The organism is Streptomyces sp. MS06 (assembly GCF_047200655.1).
GTDB lineage: Bacteria > Actinomycetota > Actinomycetes > Streptomycetales > Streptomycetaceae > Streptomyces.
The window spans coordinates 1-20,482 of record NZ_JBJZOJ010000083.1 but is presented as its reverse complement, the minus strand read 5'-3'; the positions used below and the strand labels follow the sequence as shown (position 1 = coordinate 20,482).

The 20,482-nt window shown below is 72.8% G+C and carries 15 protein-coding genes; 7 read left to right on the top strand and 8 right to left on the bottom strand.

Annotated features, from left to right (window positions below; all coding sequences use genetic code 11):
* Window positions 1–59 precede the first annotated feature (59 nt).
* The gene (gene secA, locus ACL02U_RS30305) at window positions 60–2,873 is read right to left on the bottom strand and encodes a preprotein translocase subunit SecA (protein WP_412794194.1); all 2,814 of its coding nucleotides are present in this window, start codon (window positions 2,871–2,873) and stop codon (window positions 60–62) included.
* Window positions 2,874–3,154: 281 nt separating this feature from the next.
* Between secA and ACL02U_RS30300 the strand changes: the two genes are divergently transcribed.
* Complete coding sequence (locus tag ACL02U_RS30300) at window positions 3,155–3,736, top strand: GNAT family N-acetyltransferase (RefSeq protein WP_412794193.1); 582 nt, start codon at window positions 3,155–3,157, stop codon at window positions 3,734–3,736.
* 244 nt (window positions 3,737–3,980) lie between these two features.
* Window positions 3,981–5,156 carry a winged helix-turn-helix domain-containing protein gene (locus ACL02U_RS30295; protein ID WP_412794192.1) on the top strand — a complete coding sequence of 392 codons (1,176 nt, stop codon included), beginning with the start codon at window positions 3,981–3,983 and terminating at the stop codon, window positions 5,154–5,156.
* A 33-nt stretch (window positions 5,157–5,189) separates the two neighbouring features.
* Here ACL02U_RS30295 and ACL02U_RS30290 read toward each other — a convergent pair whose 3' ends face one another.
* The 7 genes from ACL02U_RS30290 to mtnA all read right to left on the bottom strand — a co-directional run bounded on the left by ACL02U_RS30290 (window position 5,190) and on the right by mtnA (window position 14,560).
* On the bottom strand, window positions 5,190–5,936 hold the full coding sequence (locus ACL02U_RS30290; RefSeq protein ID WP_412794191.1) for a response regulator: 747 nt from the start codon (window positions 5,934–5,936) through the stop codon (window positions 5,190–5,192).
* Between the two features lie 206 nt (window positions 5,937–6,142).
* Window positions 6,143–6,835 carry a ribosome hibernation-promoting factor, HPF/YfiA family gene (hpf, locus tag ACL02U_RS30285; RefSeq protein WP_412794190.1) on the bottom strand — a complete coding sequence of 231 codons (693 nt, stop codon included), beginning with the start codon at window positions 6,833–6,835 and terminating at the stop codon, window positions 6,143–6,145.
* 316 nt (window positions 6,836–7,151) lie between these two features.
* A complete protein-coding gene (locus tag ACL02U_RS30280; protein WP_412794189.1) occupies window positions 7,152–8,147 on the bottom strand; it encodes a ComF family protein in 996 nt (331 codons plus the stop codon).
* A 254-nt stretch (window positions 8,148–8,401) separates the two neighbouring features.
* Window positions 8,402–10,237, bottom strand: coding sequence for an LpqB family beta-propeller domain-containing protein (locus ACL02U_RS30275; protein ID WP_412794188.1), 1,836 nt, complete (start codon window positions 10,235–10,237; stop codon window positions 8,402–8,404).
* Window positions 10,227–12,419: an MtrAB system histidine kinase MtrB gene (gene mtrB / locus ACL02U_RS30270; RefSeq protein WP_412794187.1), complete on the bottom strand. Its 2,193-nt coding sequence runs from the start codon at window positions 12,417–12,419 to the stop codon at window positions 10,227–10,229. The genes ACL02U_RS30275 and mtrB overlap by 11 nt, the downstream gene beginning before the upstream one ends.
* A 1-nt stretch (window position 12,420) precedes the next feature.
* Window positions 12,421–13,110 carry a two-component system response regulator MtrA gene (mtrA, locus tag ACL02U_RS30265; RefSeq protein WP_015659998.1) on the bottom strand — a complete coding sequence of 230 codons (690 nt, stop codon included), beginning with the start codon at window positions 13,108–13,110 and terminating at the stop codon, window positions 12,421–12,423.
* A 307-nt stretch (window positions 13,111–13,417) separates the two neighbouring features.
* Window positions 13,418–14,560 (bottom strand): S-methyl-5-thioribose-1-phosphate isomerase, encoded by a 1,143-nt coding sequence (gene mtnA, locus ACL02U_RS30260; RefSeq protein ID WP_412794186.1) that lies wholly within the window; start codon window positions 14,558–14,560, stop codon window positions 13,418–13,420.
* A 140-nt stretch (window positions 14,561–14,700) separates the two neighbouring features.
* Between mtnA and ACL02U_RS30255 the strand changes: the two genes are divergently transcribed.
* From ACL02U_RS30255 to ACL02U_RS30235, 5 genes are read left to right on the top strand one after another with little or no spacing between them, the layout of a single operon-like run.
* Entirely contained in the window at window positions 14,701–16,056 is a 1,356-nt protein-coding gene (locus ACL02U_RS30255; RefSeq protein WP_412794185.1) for a hypothetical protein, read from the top strand.
* A gap of 4 nt (window positions 16,057–16,060) precedes the next feature.
* On the top strand, window positions 16,061–16,876 hold the full coding sequence (locus ACL02U_RS30250; RefSeq protein WP_412794184.1) for a DUF4129 domain-containing protein: 816 nt from the start codon (window positions 16,061–16,063) through the stop codon (window positions 16,874–16,876).
* Entirely contained in the window at window positions 16,873–18,066 is a 1,194-nt protein-coding gene (locus ACL02U_RS30245) for a DUF4350 domain-containing protein (RefSeq protein ID WP_412794183.1), read from the top strand. Before ACL02U_RS30250 ends, ACL02U_RS30245 begins: the two co-directional genes overlap by 4 nt.
* Window positions 18,066–19,055 carry an AAA family ATPase gene (locus ACL02U_RS30240; protein WP_412794182.1) on the top strand — a complete coding sequence of 330 codons (990 nt, stop codon included), beginning with the start codon at window positions 18,066–18,068 and terminating at the stop codon, window positions 19,053–19,055. The genes ACL02U_RS30245 and ACL02U_RS30240 overlap by 1 nt, the downstream gene beginning before the upstream one ends.
* A complete protein-coding gene (locus tag ACL02U_RS30235; RefSeq protein WP_412794181.1) occupies window positions 19,055–20,365 on the top strand; it encodes a DUF58 domain-containing protein in 1,311 nt (436 codons plus the stop codon). The genes ACL02U_RS30240 and ACL02U_RS30235 overlap by 1 nt, the downstream gene beginning before the upstream one ends.
* The last annotated feature ends 117 nt before the right edge of the window (window positions 20,366–20,482 follow it).

The window sequence follows — 20,482 nt, the reverse complement described above, 5'->3', positions numbered from 1 at the left end:
GCCGGGGGCCGGGCACCCTCAGGTGCCCGGCCCCCGGCCGGTCAGGCGACGGGCGCCTGTCACTTCTTGCGGCGCCGACCGCCCCGGGACTGCTTGCGGCGCTCCGCACGGGTCAGGCCGTCGGCCTGGGAGCGGACCGGCTCGCCGTCGCTGGCGAAGTCGCCCTCCACGACACCGCCCTCGCCGTCCACGGTCGGGGCGGTGAAGTGCAGGTTGCGCTGCTGCGGAGCGTCGAGGCCCTTGGCGCGGATCTCCGGGCGCGCCCCGGCCTGCGCGGGAACGGCGTCCTGGGCGCCCTCCGCGGCCGGCTGGGCTTCCTCCACGGGAACTTCCTCGACCTGCTGCTCGACCTGGACCTCCAGGTTGAACAGATAGCCGACGGACTCCTCCTTGATGCCCTCCATCATCGCGGTGAACATGTCGAAGCCCTCGCGCTGGTACTCCACCAGGGGGTCCTTCTGCGCCATCGCGCGCAGGCCGATGCCCTCCTGGAGGTAGTCCATCTCGTAGAGGTGCTCGCGCCACTTGCGGTCCAGGACGGACAGCACGACCCGGCGCTCCAGCTCGCGCATGATCTCGGAGCCGAGGTGCTCCTCGCGTGCCTCGTACTGCTCGTGGATGTCGTCCTTGATGGACTCGGAGATGAACTCGGCGGTCAGCCCGGCCCGGTCGCCGGCCGCCTCCTCCAGTTCCTCGACGGTCACCTTGCCGGGGTAGAGCTGCTTGAAGGCGCCCCACAGCCGGTCCAGGTCCCAGTCCTCGGGGAAGCCCTCGGCGGTCTCGGCGCCGACGTAGGCGTCGATGGTGTCGTCCATGAAGTGCTGGACCTGCTCGTGCAGGTCCTCGCCCTCGAGTACGCGGCGGCGCTCACCGTAGATGACCTCGCGCTGCCGGTTGAGGACCTCGTCGTACTTGAGGACGTTCTTGCGGGTCTCGAAGTTCTGCGTCTCCACCTGCGACTGGGCGGAGGCGATGGCCCGCGTGACCATCTTGTTCTCGATCGGCACGTCGTCGGGGACGTTCGCCATCGCCATCACGCGCTCGACCATCTGGGCCTTGAACAGCCGCATCAGGTCGTCGCCGAGCGACAGGTAGAAGCGGGACTCGCCGGGGTCGCCCTGACGGCCGGAACGACCGCGAAGCTGGTTGTCGATACGGCGCGACTCGTGCCGCTCGGTGCCCAGCACGTACAGGCCGCCCAGCTCCTCGACCTCGTCCTTCTCGGCCTTGACGGCCTGCTCGGCCTTCTCCAGGGCGGCGGGCAGGGCGGCGGCCCACTCCTCGATGTGCTCCTCCGGGTCGAGGCCGCGCTGGCGCAGCTCCGCCTCGGCGAGGTCCTCGGGGTTGCCGCCGAGCTTGATGTCGGTACCGCGGCCGGCCATGTTGGTGGCCACGGTCACGGCGCCCTTGCGGCCGGCCTGCGCGACGATCGACGCCTCACGCTCGTGCTGCTTGGCGTTGAGCACCTCGTGCTGGATGCCCCGCTTGCTGAGCTGCTGCGAGAGGTACTCCGACTTCTCGACGGACGTGGTGCCGACGAGGATCGGCTGCCCCTTCTCGTGCTTCTCCGCGATGTCGTCGACGACCGCCTCGAACTTGGCGACCTCGGTGCGGTAGATCAGGTCCGACTGGTCCGCGCGCACCATGGGCCGGTTGGTCGGGATGGGGACCACGCCGAGCTTGTAGATCTGGTGGAACTCGGCGGCCTCGGTCATCGCCGTACCGGTCATGCCGGAGAGCTTCTCGTAGAGGCGGAAGAAGTTCTGCAGGGTGATCGTGGCGAGGGTCTGGTTCTCGTCCTTGATCGGCACGGCTTCCTTGGCCTCGATGGCCTGGTGCATGCCCTCGTTGTAGCGGCGGCCGGCGAGGATGCGGCCGGTGTGCTCGTCGACGATCATGACCTCGTTGTCGATGACGACGTAGTCCTTGTCGGCCTTGAAGAGCTCCTTGGCCTTGATGGCGTTGTTCAGGTAGCCGACGAGCGGGGTGTTCACCGACTCGTAGAGGTTGTCGATGCCGAGCCAGTCCTCGACCTTGGCGACGCCCGGCTCGTGGATGGCGACGGTGCGCTTCTTCTCGTCGACGTCGTAGTCGCCGGTCTCCTCGACGCCCTTGAGCGGGTTGCCGGCCTCGCCGCGCTTGAGGCGCCTGACCAGCTTGGCGAAGTCGCCGTACCACTTGGTGGCCTGGTCCGCCGGGCCGGAGATGATCAGCGGCGTACGGGCCTCGTCGATCAGGATGGAGTCGACCTCGTCGACGATCGCGAAGTTGTGCCCGCGCTGCACCAGCTCGTCCTTCGACCACGCCATGTTGTCGCGCAGGTAGTCGAAGCCGAACTCGTTGTTGGTGCCGTAGGTGATGTCGCAGGCGTACTGCTCGCGGCGCTGCGCCGGGGTCATGTTGGCCAGGATGCAGCCGACCTCCAGGCCCAGGAACTTGTGGACGCGGCCCATCATCTCGGAGTCGCGCTCGGCCAGGTAGTCGTTGACCGTGATGATGTGGACGCCGTCGCCGGAGAGGCCGTTCAGATAGGCCGGCAGGGTGCTGACGAGCGTCTTGCCCTCGCCGGTCTTCATCTCGGCGACGTAGCCGAGGTGGAGGGCGGCGCCGCCCATCATCTGGACGTCGTAGTGGCGCTGGCCGAGGACGCGCTTGGCCGCCTCGCGCACCGTGGCGAACGCTTCGGGGAGCAGGTCGTCCAGGCTCTCACCGTCGGCGTACCGCTGCCTGTACTCGTCGGTGAGGGCCCGCAGCTCGGCGTCGGAGAGGTCGACGAAGTCCTCTTCGATGGAGTTGACCTGGTCCGCGATGCGGTGCAGCTTGCGCAGGATCTTGCCTTCGCCTGCACGCATGATCTTCGAGAGGACGGACACGGGGGTTGGTCTCCTTGCCGGTCGGGCCTGGGACGGTCGGTTTGCATTTGACTCACTGGGCAACGGCCATCGTATGCGAGGACCCCCGGGTGCCGGGAGGCCTGCCGCGACGAGGACTGTCCACCGTCGTTGTCGGCTGCTGCAAATCGTCTTCACCAGCACAACGGACGGGGCCCGCGGATGGTGCCGGACCACGGCGACGAATTGCGCGAAGTGTGATCAGCCGCTCACGGGCGGCAAAAAGATGGCGCGGGCCGGACCGGCCCGAGCAGAATCGGCCGATGGAACCCGTCACGCTCACCACCGACCGCCTCCTGCTGCGCACGGTGGGCCCCGAGGACACCGACGCGGTGCACGCCGCGGCCCAGGACGCCGACATCCAGCGCTGGACCACGGTCCCCTCCCCCTACCTTCCGGAGCACGCGCGGAGCTTCACACAGCAGCTCGTCCCCGACGGCTGGGCGGCGGACTCGATGTTCACCTTCGGCGTCTTCCTCCCCGGCGGCCGGGAGCTGACCGGCATGCTCGGGCTCACCATGCGGCCGCCGGGCACGGCCGAGATCGGTTTCTGGGCGGTCAAGGAGCACCGCGGCCGCGGCTACACCGCAGAGGCCGCGGTGGCCGCGTCCCGCTGGGCGTTCGCCGCCCTGCCGGTGGACCGGGTGGAATGGCGCGCCGAGGTCGGCAACCACGCCTCCCGAGCGGTCGCCCGGCGGGCCGGCTTCACCCTGGAGGGCACGCTGCGCGCCGCACTCGACCACAGGGGCTCCCGCCGGGACTGCTGGGTGGGCTCCCTGCTCCCCTCGGACCTGGGCCTGGAGTCGGCGACGCCCTACCTGCCGGCCCGGTCACCGCAGGGGTGACCGGGCCGTCCGCAGCGCCGGCCCCCGTTATGTTCTTCGCGGTCCTGCAAGAGGGCCGCTGGCCTCCGGGCCCGGCATCGAGCGGTCCGGCACCGGGCGATCCGACGCGGCTCGCGCCCGCCACGTGCGCCGTCCGGGGGCCCGCCGTCAGAGGGCCTGCCGTCCGCGGGCCGGGTCCGCGGGCGTCGGGCCACCTCGGTGGCCGTGCCGCCGGTGTCAGTGCCACCCCGTATCGTCCGAACCCATGACCACGCTCGCGCGCCCCAGCACTGAACTCTCCGCAGACGAGGCCCGCCGCATCGCCCTCCGCGCGCAGGGCCTCCTCGGCGCACCCGACCGCCGCCGGGGCGTGCGCGGTGTCCTGCGCCACCTCGGTGCGGTCCAGCTCGACACCATCTCGGTCCTCGCCCGCTCGCACGAGCTGGTCCCGTACGCCCGGCTCGGCGCGATGGCCCGCAGGTCGGTCGAGGACGTCTACTGGAAGGGCGGGCAGGCCTTCGAGTACTGGTCGCACGCGGCCTGCATCCTGCCGGTGGAGGAGTGGCCGCACTTCGCCTTCCGCCGCCGCGCCTACCGCAACCGCCCGCACTGGAACCACGAACTGCCCGACGGCGCCTACGAGCGGGTCGTGAAGCAGCTCCGCGCCGAGGGCCCGCTCACGGCCACCGAGCTGGGCGGTGCGAAACGGACCAGCGAGTGGTGGGACTGGTCGGGCGCGAAGGTCGCCGTGGAGCGTGCGCTGATGTACGGCGAGGTGGTGTGCGTCGAGCGCCGCGGCTGGAAGCGGGTCTACGACCTCGCCGAGCGGGCGATCCCCGAGGCGCTGCTGCGGGAGGAGCCGGAGGACGACGTGTGCCTGCGCCGCCTGGTCGGCCTGGCCGGGCAGTCCCTGGGCGTCGGCACGCGTGCGGACATCGCCGACTACCACCGTCTGAAGGGGGAGCAGGTGGACGCGGTGATCGCCGATTCGGGCCTGGTGCCGGTCACGGTGGAGGGTTGGGACAGACCGGCCTGGGCGGACCCGGCCGCACTCGCCTCACCGCCGCGCGGCCGGCACCGGACCACGCTGCTGTCCCCGTTCGACTCGCTGATCTGGGAGCGGGCACGCACGGAGCGGATCTTCGGTTTCACGCACCGGCTGGAGGCCTACGTCCCCAAGCACAAACGGATCCACGGCTACTTCGCGATGCCGGTGCTGGCGGGCGGGAGACTCGTGGGGCGGGTCGATCCGGCCCGGCAGGGCCGCACCCTCGTCGCCCGGCAGGTCACTCTGGACGGTGCCAGGGCGGTCCCCGCGGTGGCCCGTGCCCTCGTCGAGGGAGCGAGCTGGGTGGACTGCACGGACGTGCGCGTGGAGCGGGTCGACGCGCCGGAGTTGCGTGAGCCGCTCGTCCGGGAGCTCGCCTCCGCGACGGCGTGACCGGCCCGATCGATCTGACCGACCTGACCGATCTCAGCGGATCTCGAGGATCTTCTCCCGCATCGCGTAGACCACGGCCTCCATCCTGGAGTGCAGTTGCAGCTTCTCCAGGATGTTGCGCACGTGGTTCTTGACGGTGTTCTCGGAGATGAACAACTCCTTGGCGATGTCCCGGTTGTTCATTCCGGTGGCCACCAGCTTGAGCACCTCCAGCTCACGGTCGGTCAGCCGGGGGGCCGGCACCAGCCGCCGTTCGTCGGTGCGCTGGATCATCGACTTGAACTCGGTGAGCAGCTTGGACGCCATGGAGGGGCTGATCTGCGACTGGCCGTCCGCCACCGCGCGGATGGCGGTGGCCACCTCGTCCGTGGAGATCTCCTTCAGCAGGTACCCGGTGGCGCCGGCCTTGATCGCGTCGTAGAGGTCTGCCTCCTCGTCGCTGATCGTCAACATGATGATCTTGGCGCTGGGGGCCACCTCCTTGATGGAGGTGCATGCCTCGATCCCGCCCCGCTTCGGCATCCGCACATCCATCAGGATGATGTCGGGCAGCAGGTCTGCGGCCTTGTCGACGGCTTCGGCTCCGTCCCCCGCCTCCCCGATGACCTGGATGTCCTCCTCGGCGGCGAGCACGATCTCCAGGCCGCGGCGGAACAGAGCGTGGTCGTCCACGACGAGCACTCTGATCGGCTCCTGACGCGGAGCGCCGGCGTCCGGGCCCATGCCGACGACGCCACCGTCGGCATCCTCGTCCTGCATCGGTCCGAAGCTGTCCGCCATCGTTCCTCCCCCTGAAGGCTGCGGCCTGCGGTCCTGAGCCATCGCCAACCCAAGGCAACGACCCACCGGTTGGGCCGTTGCCGCCATGATTCCACGCCTGGACGGCAGCCCGGTCACATCAGGGTGGTCCAGGGGGGCGCACACCGGTGCCCCCGGGGCGCAACCGCGCACTCCAGGGGCACCGGATCAGCTGTCGTCCGGGCAGGTCAGCCGCCCAGCGGCGCACCCGCCTCGGGAGAGTGCCCTTCGGTGACCATCGTGTCGGTCCGGAGGTGGATCACGCCGTAGTCGTAGGCGTGGCGCCGGTAGACGACGCTGGGCTCCTTGGTCTCGGAGTCGACGAAGAGGTAGAAGTCGTGTCCGACCAGTTCCATCTCGTACAGGGCCTGGTTGAGCGTCATCGGTGCGGCGACGTGGTTCTTCTCGCGGACCACGAGTGGGCCGTCGCCCTGCACCTCGAGCGAGCCGATCTTCTTGGTGGGCACGCTGTCCGGCTCCTCCGCCGGGACGGGGTGGCCGTTTCCGTTGAGTGTCGCCACTCCCGGGACGTGGTCGGGGACCTCTGCTGCCGTGAGCCGTCGGGACCCGCGGCGCGTGTAGCGCTTGTCGTGCTGCTTGCGCAGCCGGGCACCCAGCTTCTCGGCCGCCAGGTCGAGCGCCGCGTACGGGTCGCTGGCCGCTGCCTCCGCCCGGATCACCGGACCGCGGGAGCGGAGCGTGATCTCCACTCGGTCGGAGCGGTCGGCCTGTCGGGGGTTGGGCTCCTTGGACACCTCGACGTCGAGGCTGATCACCTTGCCGTCGAGCTTCTGGATCTTCTCCAGGTTCAGCTTCTCGGCCACGTGCTTGCGGAACCGCTCGGGCACCTCGGTCTTGCGGCCCTTGACGACGATGTCCACGCAGAACTCCGTTCCCGGATCGCTCCGCTCCAGCGGCGGAGCATCTCCCTCTTGCACCAGGCCCCGGCGAGTACCGGAACCTCGGACTCGGTGACGTCCACCTCCTCCTGCCCCGCGGGCGGGACACCCATCCCGGAGCCGCGGGTGATTGCGGGAAACCCACAGCACGGCATTCGATGAAGAAGAGGTATGGCCTGCGGCTTTCCCTCACAACCGAACATATCTCGCCCGGCCGGATGTCGTCACCCTCTACCGTGACGTACCTCCGTTCAGGTGAATTAGTCCTCTCATTACCTGCAACGACGCAAGTTCGCAGTCAGTTCCAGTTTGTTTCGAAAGCATCGGGGGACGCCGCGACCACGGCCGCGCGGAGCCTTGGTCCCCGTCCACTCGCGTCCGGCGGCCCGGCCCCTTCCGGCCGCCCCGCGCATCTCCCTCCCGCCGCTTCGGCCCGCTGTTCCCGTCCTGGTGCCCGGCCTGCTCCCGCGTACACGCGCTGATCACAGGTCCCGGCCTGCGCCTCCGACCCCGGTCCGACAGCTCCGCCGGCCGGGCCGCTCGAGCCGTCCGAGGGGCCGTCCTCCGGGGTGCCCCCGCCGCACGGCATCGGTGCCGGCCCCGCATCCTCTCCCCGCACGGCCTGCCGTCTCCCCCGCACGGCCTCCCGCGGGCTCACCGCCTCCCGCACGGCACGCGCCGCCTCCGCCAAGGAGGCGCCCGTCGTCATGAGGTCGTCCACCAGGACCACCTCACCGCCGGCGAGAAGCCGCTCACCACCCCGCGCCACCGACAGCGCGCCCGCGAGGTTCTCCAGGCGCTGCGCGGCGGCGAGCCCGGACTGGTCGGCCACGTCGCGCTGCTGCCGCAGCACGGCCGACACCCGTGCCGGGACCCCGCCCCGCCGCAGCGCGCCCGCCGTGGCGAGCGCGATCCTGCGCACCGGGTCGTGCCCGCGTGCCCGTACCGCCCGTCGAGCGGACGGTACGGGCACCAGCAGGACCGGCGCCCCGGCTGCGCCCGCTTCCCGCCCTGCCCGCACCGCCCCGGCAAGGGCCGCGCCCAGCGGACGGGCGAGGGTGAGCGCGCCGCGCTCCTTGTGGGCCAGCAGGACCGCCCGCACCTGGTCCGCGTACCGGGCGGAGGCGTGCACCACCGGCAGGCCCGCGGGCTCCGGCGACGGCCGCACCCGGCCTGGTCCGGTGCCTCTCAGGGCGGCGCCGCATTCGGCGCAGAGCACCGTACGGGGCCTGCCGCAGCCTCCGCACTCGACCGGCACCACCAGGTCGGTCAGGTCCTGCCACCAGCGCCGCATACGCCCACTGTGCCGAGGGCGCCGTACGCGCACCACCCCTGTGGAAAACGCTCTGTGGAAAACGCCCGGAAATCACCGCGGCGCTTCCACCGAAAGCGTGAGGGCTACGGAAAGTCGCAACAGGACAGGGGAATGCGAAGGGCCGTCCCGCCGGACGGCGGGGCCGGGACGGGCTTCCCGCGGAGCGGGTCACCCGGACCGTTCCCGGCCCGGGCGTCCTCCGCCATGACCGCCCTGGCCTTCCGCGGGCGGGTTCACCCCGGATAGACCGGCGACGATCCGTTCCTGACGACCTTCTCCCACTGCGCTCCGGAGGGCAGCCGCACGATGCCGTCGTCCTCCGAGTAGGCGACCAGCGGCATCCGTTCGTCCTCGGACGCCGCGATGTCCTGCACGCCGCTCGGCGCCGCCGGTGCCTGCGCGGGCGGTGGAGAACCGTCGACCTGCACGTACCGCATCTGCCGCACGCCGTCCCGTTCACGCCCGACCACGACGAGCCGGCTGTCCCCGGCCCACGACATCGCGCTGATCTCCTCCAGCTTCGGCGCCGGTGACCGCAGGTCGAGGACGGACACCCGGGGGGCGTCGCCGTCCTCGCGGGCACCGCGCTCGATGCGGCCGATGAGCAGCGACTGCTGGTTGCCCGTCTCCACCACGAGTGCGATCCGCACCCCGTCGGCGGCGACGCGCACCTCCCGGATGCGGCCGTCCAGCCCCGGTGTGCTCACCGGCACGGGCTCTCCGTGCCCCTGCTCCAGCACGTACAGCCGCGACTGGTCGCGGTTGCGGTCGGCGACCCACAGATCGCCGCGGATGTCCCAGCTGGGCGCGGTCAGCCGGTCGCCGGCGGTCGCGCCGGTGCTCTTCAGCACCGGCGCGCCGAGCGGGCTGCCCGAGGAGAGCGAGGTGACGTACAGGTTGCGGGCGTCGTCGCTGACCCCCGCGGCGGTCTGCTCGTCCCGCGTCACGGCGACCGAACGCAGCTTCACGGCGCCGTCGCCCAGTGCTCCCGGAACCGGGTCGGCCTTGGTGCCGCCGCTGCCGGTGGCCAGGCGCACCAGGCGGTGCCTGCTGTCGAGGAAGTACAGGTACTCGGCGTGCTTCTGCGAGCCGCGGGCGGCGACGGTGTCGGCCTGGTCCTCGGTGAGCGAGCACAGCCGCCGGTTGCCGGAGCGCAGCTCGACCTCGTCCACCGCGGGGGTGAGGTTGTGCAGCGTGAACAGCAGCTGTGCCGCCATCTCGTCGCACTGCGCGTGCCCCACCCGAGCCGCCTTGTCGTTGAGCGGCACGGTCAGTCTGTTCTGGTCGTCCGGCGTCAGCACGGCGTTCTTCCGCAGCGCCGTCCCGGCCGGGAAGCGCGACCGCACCACCGGCCGGAGCCAGCTGGTGGGACCGTCCAGCACGGAACGCACGACGTGCGTCATGGGTTCCACGCGCCGGCGCACGTAGACGGGATCGGCGACGGCGGTCGCCTCCCCGCTCGGCGCACCGGCCTCGGAGGCGTAGTAGTACTTGTCGACGGACATGTAGTTGCGCTGGAAGTCCGACTTGCCCATGACGACGCCCTGCGGCAGCTTGTCGATGCGCCACTGCTTGGTCTTCTTGTCCCGCGTGAGGTGCACCGACTTGTTGTAGGGGCCTGAGTCGGGTGTGTAGGACTGCTGTGCGTCGACCTGCGCCACCCTGCTGCCGGTCAGCATGATCGAGGCCTCGTCGCCGTCCGGCCGACCGCCGCCGGTGCGGTCGGAGCGGACCGCGGGGCCGTCCGCGAGGACCGTGGTGGAGTTCTCCGGGTCCCAGATGTGGGCGGTGGTGCCCGCAAGGTACAGGCGGGCCGTCGCGTACTTCGGGTCGTCGCTGGTCAGGGCCTCCAGGAAGCCCTGCACGATCTCCAGGGGCAGGGCGTCCTTCCGGGGCGGCATGGCGAACACCCGCACCTGGGAGTCCTGCCGCGGCGTGGACTCCACCCCGCGCAGATCGCCGCTGTCGGGCATCGTGGCGCACCCCGCCAGCAGCACGACGCCGCAGGCGGCGCCGCCCAGCATGCGCATCGGCGCCCGCCGGCCGCCCCCCTTGCGGTCAGCGCCCACGAAATGCCTCCCCTTGCTGCTGCGACTGCTCGTACCGTTCCCGCTGTGCGCTCCGGGCGACATCCGCGGTCTCCCCGGTCACCCCGGTCTCCTCGGTCACCCCGGTCACCCAGGTCTCCTCGGCCTTCCCGGTCTCCGTGCTCTCGCCGGGGCTCTCGCGCTGCGCCGGAGTCACGGCGCCGCCGAACCGCGCGTGCGTCTCGGACCGGGTGGACTGCCCGAGCTGCGCGGCCGGCCTGGGCACCACCCGGGCGCCGTTGCCGGGGAGCGCCGTCGGGTCGGCCGCGGGCGTCACGGAGGCCAGGCGCGGCGGTATCGGCGGGCGGGACGCCAGGGAGGGCGCCTGCTCCGCGGTCGTCTGGGCCGGCACGGTGGCGGTCTTCTCGCCGCCGCGCGGCACGCCGGCCGCGTCGAGGCCGCGGTTTCGCCGCGAGTCCTTCGGCTCCAGCGGTATGGGCGATCCGCGCAGCGCCTCGTCGGCGGTGCGCGGCAGCGTCAGCCGGAACTGCGAGCCGCCGCCCGGCTCGCCCCAGGCCTGGAGCCAGCCGCCGTGCAGCCGCGCGTCCTCCAGTGCGATGGACAGCCCCAGACCGGTTCCCCCGGTGGTCCGCGCGCGGGCCGGGTCGGCGCGCCAGAAGCGGCTGAAGACGCGGGTCGCCTCACCCGGCTTGAGTCCGACGCCGTAGTCGCGCACCGCGACCGCGACCGCGCCACCCGCCGCGGCGAGCTTGACGACGACGTCTCTGCCCTCGCCGTGCTCGACGGCGTTGACGACGAGGTTGCGCAGTACGCGCTCCACGCGTCGCGCGTCGGCCTCGGCGACCACGGGCTGCTGGTCGCCGACCACGCGTATGTGCGTGCCCTTGCGTTCGGCCAGCGGTGCGGCCCCGCCGACGACCTGCCGCACCACCTCGCGCAGGTCGACCGGCTCGGCCTCCAGCGCGGCCGCACCGGCGTCGAAGCGGCTGATCTCCAGCAGGTCGGCGAGCAGCGACTCGAACCGGTCCAGCTGGTCGGCGAGCAGTTCCGCGGACCGCGCGGTGACCGGGTCGAAGTCCTCCCGTGCCTCGTGGATGACGTCCGCCGCCATACGCACGGTGGTCAGCGGGGTGCGCAGTTCGTGGGAGACGTCCGACACGAACCGGCGCTGCATCCGGGACAGCTCCTCCAACTGGTTGATCTTCAGCTGGAGGTTCTGCGCCATCTTGTTGAACGCCTCGCCCAGTCGGGCGATGTCGTCCTCACCGGCGACCTTCATCCGCTCCTGGAGCCGGCCCGCGGACAGCCGCTCGGCGATCCCCGCGGCCATCCGCACCGGTGTGACGACCTGCCGCACGACCAGCCAGGCGATGGCCCCCAGCAGCACCACGACGAACAACCCGGCGGTCGCCAGCGTGCCCTTGACCAGGCTGAGGGACTTCTCCTCCTGGGTCAGCGGGAAGAGGTAGTACAGCTGGTACGAGTCGCCGTTGGGGTCGTTGACCTGCTTGCCGATGACGAGTCCGGGCTGGGAGGGGCTGCCGTCGAGGTAGACGATGCGCGTGTAGCTCTGGGCGGCCACCGTGCTGGTGTCGATCCGCTCGCGCAGTCCTTCGGGCACGCTGACGTTGGGATCGACGAACCCGGAGGCGCGCGGCCCGCGTCCGCCGGCGCTGTCACCGCCCGCGGGCAGCGTCACCACGTCGAAGGCGCCCTGTCCGCCGCTGGAGAGCGACGCCACGAGGTTGCTCATCCACTCGATGACGTTCTGCTGGGCGCGCCCGTCCACGCCGGAGCCGTCGTCGGCGCTGCCGGCCGCGGCCTCGTCGGCGCGCTGCTTCGCCGCCGCGAAACCGCCGGTGGCCTGGCTCTGCGAGGCCTTCACCTTGGCGTCCAGGAGCCCGTTGCGGACCTGGCCGATGACGACGAAGCCGAGCAGCAGCACCACTCCCAGGGACATCAGCAGCGTGGTGGCGACGACCTTGAGCTGGATGTTGCGCCGCCACAGGCGTATGACCGGCAGCAGCGGGCGGCGGACCCAGCGCAGAAGCAGGCGGATGACCGGGCTGCCCTGCACTCCGCCCTGCAGCAGCCCGCCCTCCAGGAAATGTCCCCAGCGGGAGCCGGCGGCCGTCCGGCCGACAGGCCGCCCGGCGCGGCCCCCGGACCGGCCGGACGCCGTAGCGGCACTGTCCCCGGACATGTCAGCTCGGCCCGGCCTTGTAGCCGACACCGCGGACGGTCACCACGATCTCCGGGCGCTCCGGGTCCTTCTCGACCTTGGAGCGCAGCCGCTGCACGTGCACGTTGACCAGGCGGGTGTCGGCGGCGTGCCGGTAGCCCCACACCTGCTCCAGGAGCACCTCTCGGGTGAACACCTGCCACGGCTTGCGCGCGAGGGCGACCAGCAGGTCGAACTCCAGCGGAGTGAGCGCGATGGACTGGCCGTCCCGCTTCACGGAGTGGCCGGCGACGTCGATGACGAGGTCGCCGATGGCCAGCTGCTCCGGCGCCGGCTCCTCCGACCTGCGCAGCCGCGCCCGGATGCGGGCCACCAGCTCCTTGGGCTTGAACGGCTTCACGATGTAGTCGTCGGCGCCCGACTCCAGGCCGACGACGACGTCCACGGTGTCGCTCTTGGCCGTCAGCATCACGATCGGCACCCCGGACTCCGCCCTGATCAGGCGGCACACCTCGATGCCGTCCCGGCCCGGCAGCATCAGGTCCAGCAGCACCAGGTCGGGCTTGGTCTCCCGGAACGCGGCCAGCGCCTTGTCGCCGTCAGCCACGAAAGACGGCTCAAAACCTTCACCACGCAGCACGATGCCGAGCATCTCGGCCAGTGCGGTGTCGTCGTCGACGACGAGGACTCGTCCCTTCATAAACGACATCATCCCATTCTCGTAACGGTGACCGGGGCGCTGGTGAGAGAGGTCACTGGCCCGTGACGATAGTCGTACCCACCCGTCACTGTCTGCCCACGGCCACCGCCGTACGTCGCGGACGTCCCGCACGGGCACGCTCCCGGCCGCGGAACGGCCCCTCTCCGGGCGGCCGAGTGGCCGAAAAGCGGTGTCCGGCACGCTCCCGCATCCGGGCGGGCTGCCTCCGTCGGAAGGCCCGACCCGTCCGGGCCCGGTGTGCCATTGCGCGGAGGGCGCGGCTGCCGCGGTGCCGCGGAAGCCGCCCCTTCGACAGACCCTAGCCGAGCACCGGCCCGCGCGCCCGGGCGCACAGCTCGGCCAGGCCCTCGGCCGTGACCGGTGAGACCGCGCCCTCCTCGGTGACGACGGCCGTCACCAGCTCGGGCGGCGTCACGTCGAACGCCGGGTTGTACGCCTGCGTCCCCAGCGGTGCGACCGGAATCCCGCCGCCGACGCCTGAAATCGGCGCCTGCGGCGCCATGATCTCGGTGACCTCGTGCCCGGGACGCTGTTCCACTTCGATGGACGCCCCGTCCGGGGTGTCCGGGTCCACGGTGGTCACTGGTGCCACGACGATGAACGGCACGTGGTGGTAGCGCGCGAGCACGGCCAGCGGATAGCTGCCCACCTTGTTCGCCACCGAGCCGTCGGCGGCGATCCGGTCCGCTCCGATCAGCACCGCGTCCACCTCGCCCGCCGCGAACAGCGAACCCGCCGCGTTGTCGGTGAGCAGCGTGTACGCCATACCGTTGCGTGCGGCCTCGTAGGCGGTGAGTCGGGCCCCCTGCAGCAGCGGCCGCGTCTCGTCCACCCACAGCCGGCGCAGCCGCCCTGCCCGGTGCGCGGCGAGCGCCACGGCGAACGCCGTCCCCTCGCCGCCGGAGACGAGCGCGCCGCTGTTGCAGTGCGTGAGGAGGCGGTGGCTGCCGCCCGGCAGCAGTTCGTCGAGCAGCAGCAGCCCGTGCTCCGCCATGCGGGCGCTGGCCTCGGCGTCCTCCCGGTGCAGGGCGCGGGCCGCGTCCAGGGCCGCAAGGGCGGCCTCCTCCTGGTCGCCGCTCCGGGCGAGCGCGGCCCGGTGGGCGTCCTGGGCGCGCCGCACCCCCCGGGAGAGGTTGACCGCGGTGGGCCGCGCCGCCGACAGCGCGTTCGCGGCCTCCTCCACCTCGAACCCCCGGGCGGCGGCGAGCGCGACGCCGTAGGCGCCCGCGATGCCGAGCAGCGGCGCCCCGCGCACGGCGAGCGAGCGGATCGCCTCCACCAGCGCGGGCGCGTCCGTGCAGACCAGCTCGACCTCCTCGGTCGGCAGCCTCGTCTGGTCCAGCAGGACCACCACGGGCCCTTCGGGCGGCTCCTCCCAACGGATCGCGGGGACCCCGGGGGGCTGCTTGTCCTCGCCGGATTGCGCGTACTGATCAGCCATGCGGCCAGTCTGCCCCGGATCGGGCCGACAATTGAAGGTGCGCCGTCCCGACCGCGGCCGATACCCCGATGACCACCCCATGGCACGATGTCTGGCAACCTGCCGCCGCGACCGCGACCGGGCACCGTGAAGGAGCGATGATGAACGACACTCCGGGCTGGGCCTCGCCCGGATCCGCGCCGTCCGACGGGCAGGAGCCCTCCGCGCCCGCACCTCCCGGGTCGGCTCGGCCCCCGCAGCCGCAGGCTCCGCAGGACCGGGCGCCCCACGGGGACGGTCCTCCCGCACCGGACGCGGGCGCGCAGGATCGGGGCGCGCAGTGGTCGACGGAGCAGCCGCCGCCGGCCCGGTGGTCGGCACCGGCAGACCCGTCCCACCCCGCCCCCAACGCCCCGCAGCCCGGCCCGGGCTGGGGAGGCCGGCCCCCGGCCGCCCCACCCGGCGGTTACCCGGGCTACGGCGGTCCTGCCGGACCCGGCGGCCACAGCGCCTGGGGCGCCGGCTGGGGCGGCCCCCCACCCGCGGCCAAACCCGGTGTGATCCCGCTGCGCCCCCTCGGTCTCGGCGAGATCCTCGACGGCGCGGTCTCGACCATGCGCACCCACTGGCGGACGGTCCTGGGCATCACGCTGACCGTCGCCGTCGTCACCGAACTCGCGGCCGTCCTGGTCCAGGGCCTGTTCCTGGACGACGCACTCGGCGCGCAGGCCCTGGACGACCCCGCCGCCTCCGCGAGCGAGGTGCTGCAGGCCCTGGGCGACGCCATGCTCGCCCTCGCCGCGGTCTCCGTGATCTCGATGATCGGCAGGGTCTTCGCGACGGCGCTGCTCACCACGGTCACCAGCCGGGCGGTGCTCGGCAGGCCGGTGACGACCCGGGAGGCCTGGCGGGACGCCCGCCCGCAGCTTCCCCGCCTGTTCGGCCTGGTCATCCTGCTCATGCTGATCGGGATCGGCATCGGAGCGGCCGCGCTCGCGCCCGGGATCCTGGTGTCCGCCTTCGGCAACGCCGCCGCCGGTGCGGGCCTCCTGCTCCTCGGCGGGCTCGCGGCGTCCGTCGTCGCGTTGTGGGTGCTCGTGCGCCTCTCCCTCGCCTCTCCCGCGCTGATGCTGGAGAAGCAGGGCATCCGGAAGTCGCTGGGCCGCTCGGCGAAGCTGGTCCACGGCTCCTGGTGGCGCGTCTTCGGCATCCAGCTGCTCGCCTTCTTCATCGCGAACGTCGTCGCCGCGATCATCGGCATCCCGTTCGGCTTCATCGGCGCGGCGCTCGGCGGAGACGGCGTGTCGGGGCTGTTCACCGCGGGAGACCTCGGCTGGACCTTCCTGATCGTCAGCGGCCTCGGCTCGGTCATCGCCTCCATGGTCACCTTCCCGATCACGGCCGGCGTCACCGTCCTCCTCTACATCGACCAGCGCATCCGCCGGGAGGCCCTCGACCTCGACCTGGCCCGCGCCGCCGGCGTGCAGGGTCCCGGCGCCGCCACCCCCGGGAGCTGATCCGGTGACGCCGGCGGGGGGAGTTCTCGCAGCGGCGCCGGCGCTGCCGCACGCCACCCGCACCGTGCTGCGGGCCGCGGCGCAGGCCCGCGCCGCGGCCGCGGGGACCCTGCGGCACCTTTTCGACGCGCCTCTGCTGTCCCTGGCTCGCTCCGGCGACGAACCACCGATCACCGTCGGCCGCGATCCGGCGCGGGAGGCGGCCCGGCGCGAGCTGTCCAAGCGGATGTACCACGAGAACGACCCCGGCCTGCTGCACCGTGCTGTGAACGCCTTCTGGGACTGGCTGGACCGGCTGCTCGGCGCCGCCTCGGCCGCCGCTCCGGGCGGGGCGGTGGGCCTGGCCGTCGTCATCGTCGCCGTCGTCGCGGTGCTGGCCGCTCTCTGGTGGCGGCTCGGCACCCCGCACCGCACGCCCGTCTCCGCGGCCGCCCTGTTCGACGACCGCCCGCGCAGCGCCGCCGACCACCGGGCCACCGCCGAGGCGCACGCCGCGCAGGGGCACTGGACGCAGGCCCTCCAGGAACGTGTGCGCGCCGTCGTCCGCTCGCTGGAGGAACGTGCGCTGCTCGACGTACGGCCGGGCCGTACCGCGGTCGAGGCGGCCGCGGAGGCGGGCCGCGCCCTGCCCGGCCACACCGACGCGTTGCGCGCCGCCGCCCGGGAGTTCGACGACGTCACGTACGGCGGCCGCAGCGCGACCGAGGAGTCGTACCGCCGCGTCGCCGCGCTCGACCGCGACCTGGAGGGCAGCAGGCCCCGATTCGCGGGCGGCAACGCCGCCACGACGGCCGCCGATCGTCCGGGAGCCGCGCAATGACCGCCGACGCCGCACCGCCGGCCACCTCCGCCTCCCCCACCGCGCGCCAGCTCCTCACCCGGACCCGGGGCATCGTCCTGGCCCTGGTGCTGCTGCTGGCAGGGGCCGTCGCGATCGCCGTGGTCCGCTCGGGTGAACGGCACGGCGCGCTCGACCCCCGTTCCACGGACCCCTACGGCAGCCGCGCGGTCGCCGCGCTGCTCGCCGACCGCGGCGTCGACACACGCGTGGTGACCACGGTGGGCAAAGCGGGTGACGCGGCCGACGCGGACACCACGCTGCTGGTCGCCGTCCCCGATCTGCTGACGCCCGCCCAGCAGTCGCGGCTGCACGCCGCCACCGCCGCCTCGGGCGGCCGGACCGTCCTCGTCGCCCCCGGCAGCACGTCCGTGGAGACCCTCGCCCCGGGCGTCACCGCGGATCCCGCCACTAGCTTCGGCTCGGCGCTCGCCCCGCACTGCGATCTGCCCGCCGCCGACCGCGCCGGCACCGCCGACACCGGCGGCATCCGCTACAGCACGCTCCACCTGGACGCCGACACGTGCTACCCCAGCAGGCGGCTGCCCACCCTGCTGCTCCTCCCGTCGGCCGGAAACGGGGACACGGTCGTCCTGGGCGCGCCGGACATCCTCTACAACAACCGCCTCGGCAAGCAGGGCAACGCCTCGCTCGCCCTCCAACTCCTCGGCTCCCGCCCCCATCTGGTCTGGTTCCTCCCCTCCCTGTCCGACGCCGGCGGCACCGCTGCGGACGATCAGAAGTCCTTCCTGGACCTGCTCCCCTCCGGATGGCTCTGGGGCACGCTGCAACTCTTCGTCGCGGCGGCCCTGGCCGCTCTGTGGCGGGCCCGCCGGCTCGGCCCTCTGGTGGCCGAGGACCTCCCCGTGGCCGTACGCGCCTCCGAGACCGTCGAGGGCCGAGCGCGCCTCTACCGCAAGGCCGACGCCCGCGACCGCGCTGCCGCCGCACTGCGCTCCGGCACCCGCACGCGCCTCGCACCCCTCGTGGGCGTACCCGTGTCCCGGGCTCACACGCCCGAAGCCCTGCTCCCCGCCCTGTCCGCCCACCCGCACGGCGACGGGCAGGCTCTGCACTCCCTCCTCTTCGGCCCGCCGCCCGGCGACGACGCAGCCCTCATCTCCCTCGCCGACCGACTCGACGCCCTCGAAAGAGAGGTACGCCGTCCATGATGGACCCGACCACTGACAATGCCGGGCAGAGCGGACGGCCGGACGGCGTCCGCGCCGCTCTGGAGGCGCTGCGCGCCGAGATCGCCAAGGCCGTGGTCGGCCAGGACCCCGCCGTGACCGGACTCGTCGTGGCCCTTCTGTGCCGCGGGCACGTCCTGCTCGAGGGCGTCCCCGGGGTCGCGAAGACACTCCTCGTCCGCGCGCTCGCCGCCACTCTCGAGCTCGACACCAAACGCGTTCAGTTCACCCCGGACCTGATGCCGAGCGATGTCACGGGCTCGCTGGTCTACGACGCGCGCACCGCCGAGTTCTCCTTCCAGCCGGGTCCGGTCTTCACCAACCTCCTCCTCGCGGACGAGATCAACCGCACTCCCCCGAAGACCCAGTCGTCGCTGCTCGAAGCCATGGAGGAACGGCAGGTCACCGTCGACGGCAGCCCGCGCCCGCTGCCGGAGCCGTTCCTGGTGGCCGCCACCCAGAACCCGGTCGAGTACGAGGGCACGTACCCCCTCCCGGAAGCACAGCTGGACCGCTTCCTCCTCAAGCTCACCATCCCCCTGCCTTCCCGCCAGGACGAGATCGACGTCCTCGCCCGCCACGCGGCGGGATTCGACCCGCGCGATCTCAAGGCCGCCGGGGTCGGGCCCGTGGCGTCCGCGGCCGACCTGGAGGCGGCCCGGTCCGCGGTCGCCGGGACGACCGTGTCGCCGCAGATCACCGCGTACGTCGTGGACATCTGCCGGGCCACCCGCGAGTCGCCCTCGGTGACCCTGGGCGTGTCCCCGCGCGGCGCCACCGCGCTGCTCGCCGCCGCGCGGGCCTGGGCCTGGCTGACCGGCCGCGACTACGTCACGCCCGACGACGTCAAGGCCCTGGCGCTGCCCGCCCTCCGCCACCGCGTGCAACTGCGCCCGGAGGCGGAGATGGAGGGGGTCACGGCCGACTCCGTCATCAACGCGATCCTCGCCCACGTCCCTGCTCCCCGCTGATGGCATTCACCGGACGCGCCGCGCTGCTCGCGGCACTCGGCTCCGTCCCCGTGGGCGTCTGGGGCCCGGGCTGGGCGGGCCTGCTCGCGGTGGACGGGTCGCTGGCCCTGGCCTGCGCCCTCGACGCGGCGCTGGCCGCCCCGGTACGCCGGCTGGTGCTGGAGCGCTCCGGCGACGCCTCGGTCCGTCTCGGCGACACCGCGGACGTCACCCTGACGATCACCAATCCGTCCCGCAGGCCGCTGCGCGCACAGCTGCGCGACGCCTGGCCGCCGAGCAGTTGGCAGGCGGGGACCGAGATCGCGGCCTCCCGGCACCGCGTCACCGTGCCGCCGGGTGAGCGGCGCCGCGTCACCACCCGCCTGCGTCCCACCCGGCGGGGTGACCGGCAGGCCGACCGGGTCACCATCCGTTCGTTCGGCCCGCTCGGGCTCTTCTCCCGCCAGGGCGCCCACCGGGTTCCGTGGACCGTGCGCGTGCTCCCGCCGTTCACCAGCCGCAAGCATCTGCCGTCCAGGCTCGCCCGGCTCCGTGAGCTGGACGGCAGGACGAGTGTGCTGCAACGCGGCGAGGGTACCGAGTTCGACAGTCTGCGGGAGTACATCCCCGGCGACGACACCCGCTCCATCGACTGGCGGGCGACGGCACGCCAGTCCGCGGTCGCCGTCCGCACTTGGCGCCCCGAACGCGACCGGCACATTCTGCTGGTGCTGGACACCGGACGCACCTCCGCGGGGCGCGTCGGGGACGTACCGCGTCTGGACGCCGCCATGGACGCGGCTCTGCTGCTCGGTGCCCTGGCTTCCCGGGCCGGTGACCGGGTGGACCTGCTCGCCTACGACCGCCGGCTGCGTGCGCTCGTCCAGGGCCGCACCGCACGCGATGTGCTTCCCTCCCTGGTGGAGGCGATGGCGGCAGTGGAACCGGCACTGGTCGAGACCGACGCCCGGGGCCTCACCGCCGCGGCGCTGCGCACGGCTCCCCGGCGCTCCCTGGTCGTGCTGCTCACGACGCTCGACGCGGCCCCGGTCGAGGAGGGGCTGCTGCCCGTCCTGCCCCGGCTCACCCAGCGGCACACGGTCCTCGTCGCATCGGTGGCCGATCCGCATGTCGCCGCCATGGCGCGGGCACGCGGCAACACCGATGCGGTGTACGAAGCGGCGGCTGCTGCTCGTGCGCAGGCGGAGCGGGACCGTACTGCCGAGCAGCTCCGGCGCCACGGGGTCACGGTCGTCGACGCCGCTCCGGACGATCTGGCGCCGGCGCTGGCCGACGCGTATCTCGCGCTGAAGGCGGCGGGCCGTCTTTGACACGCTCCTCGCCCAGAGGGGCGAGGAGCGTCCGGCGCCCCGGCGACGTTCCGGGCTGCGGAGGGCCGCCATCTGCGGCCGGGTCTGCGGCGGGCTCGAGAAACACGAGAAACAAAC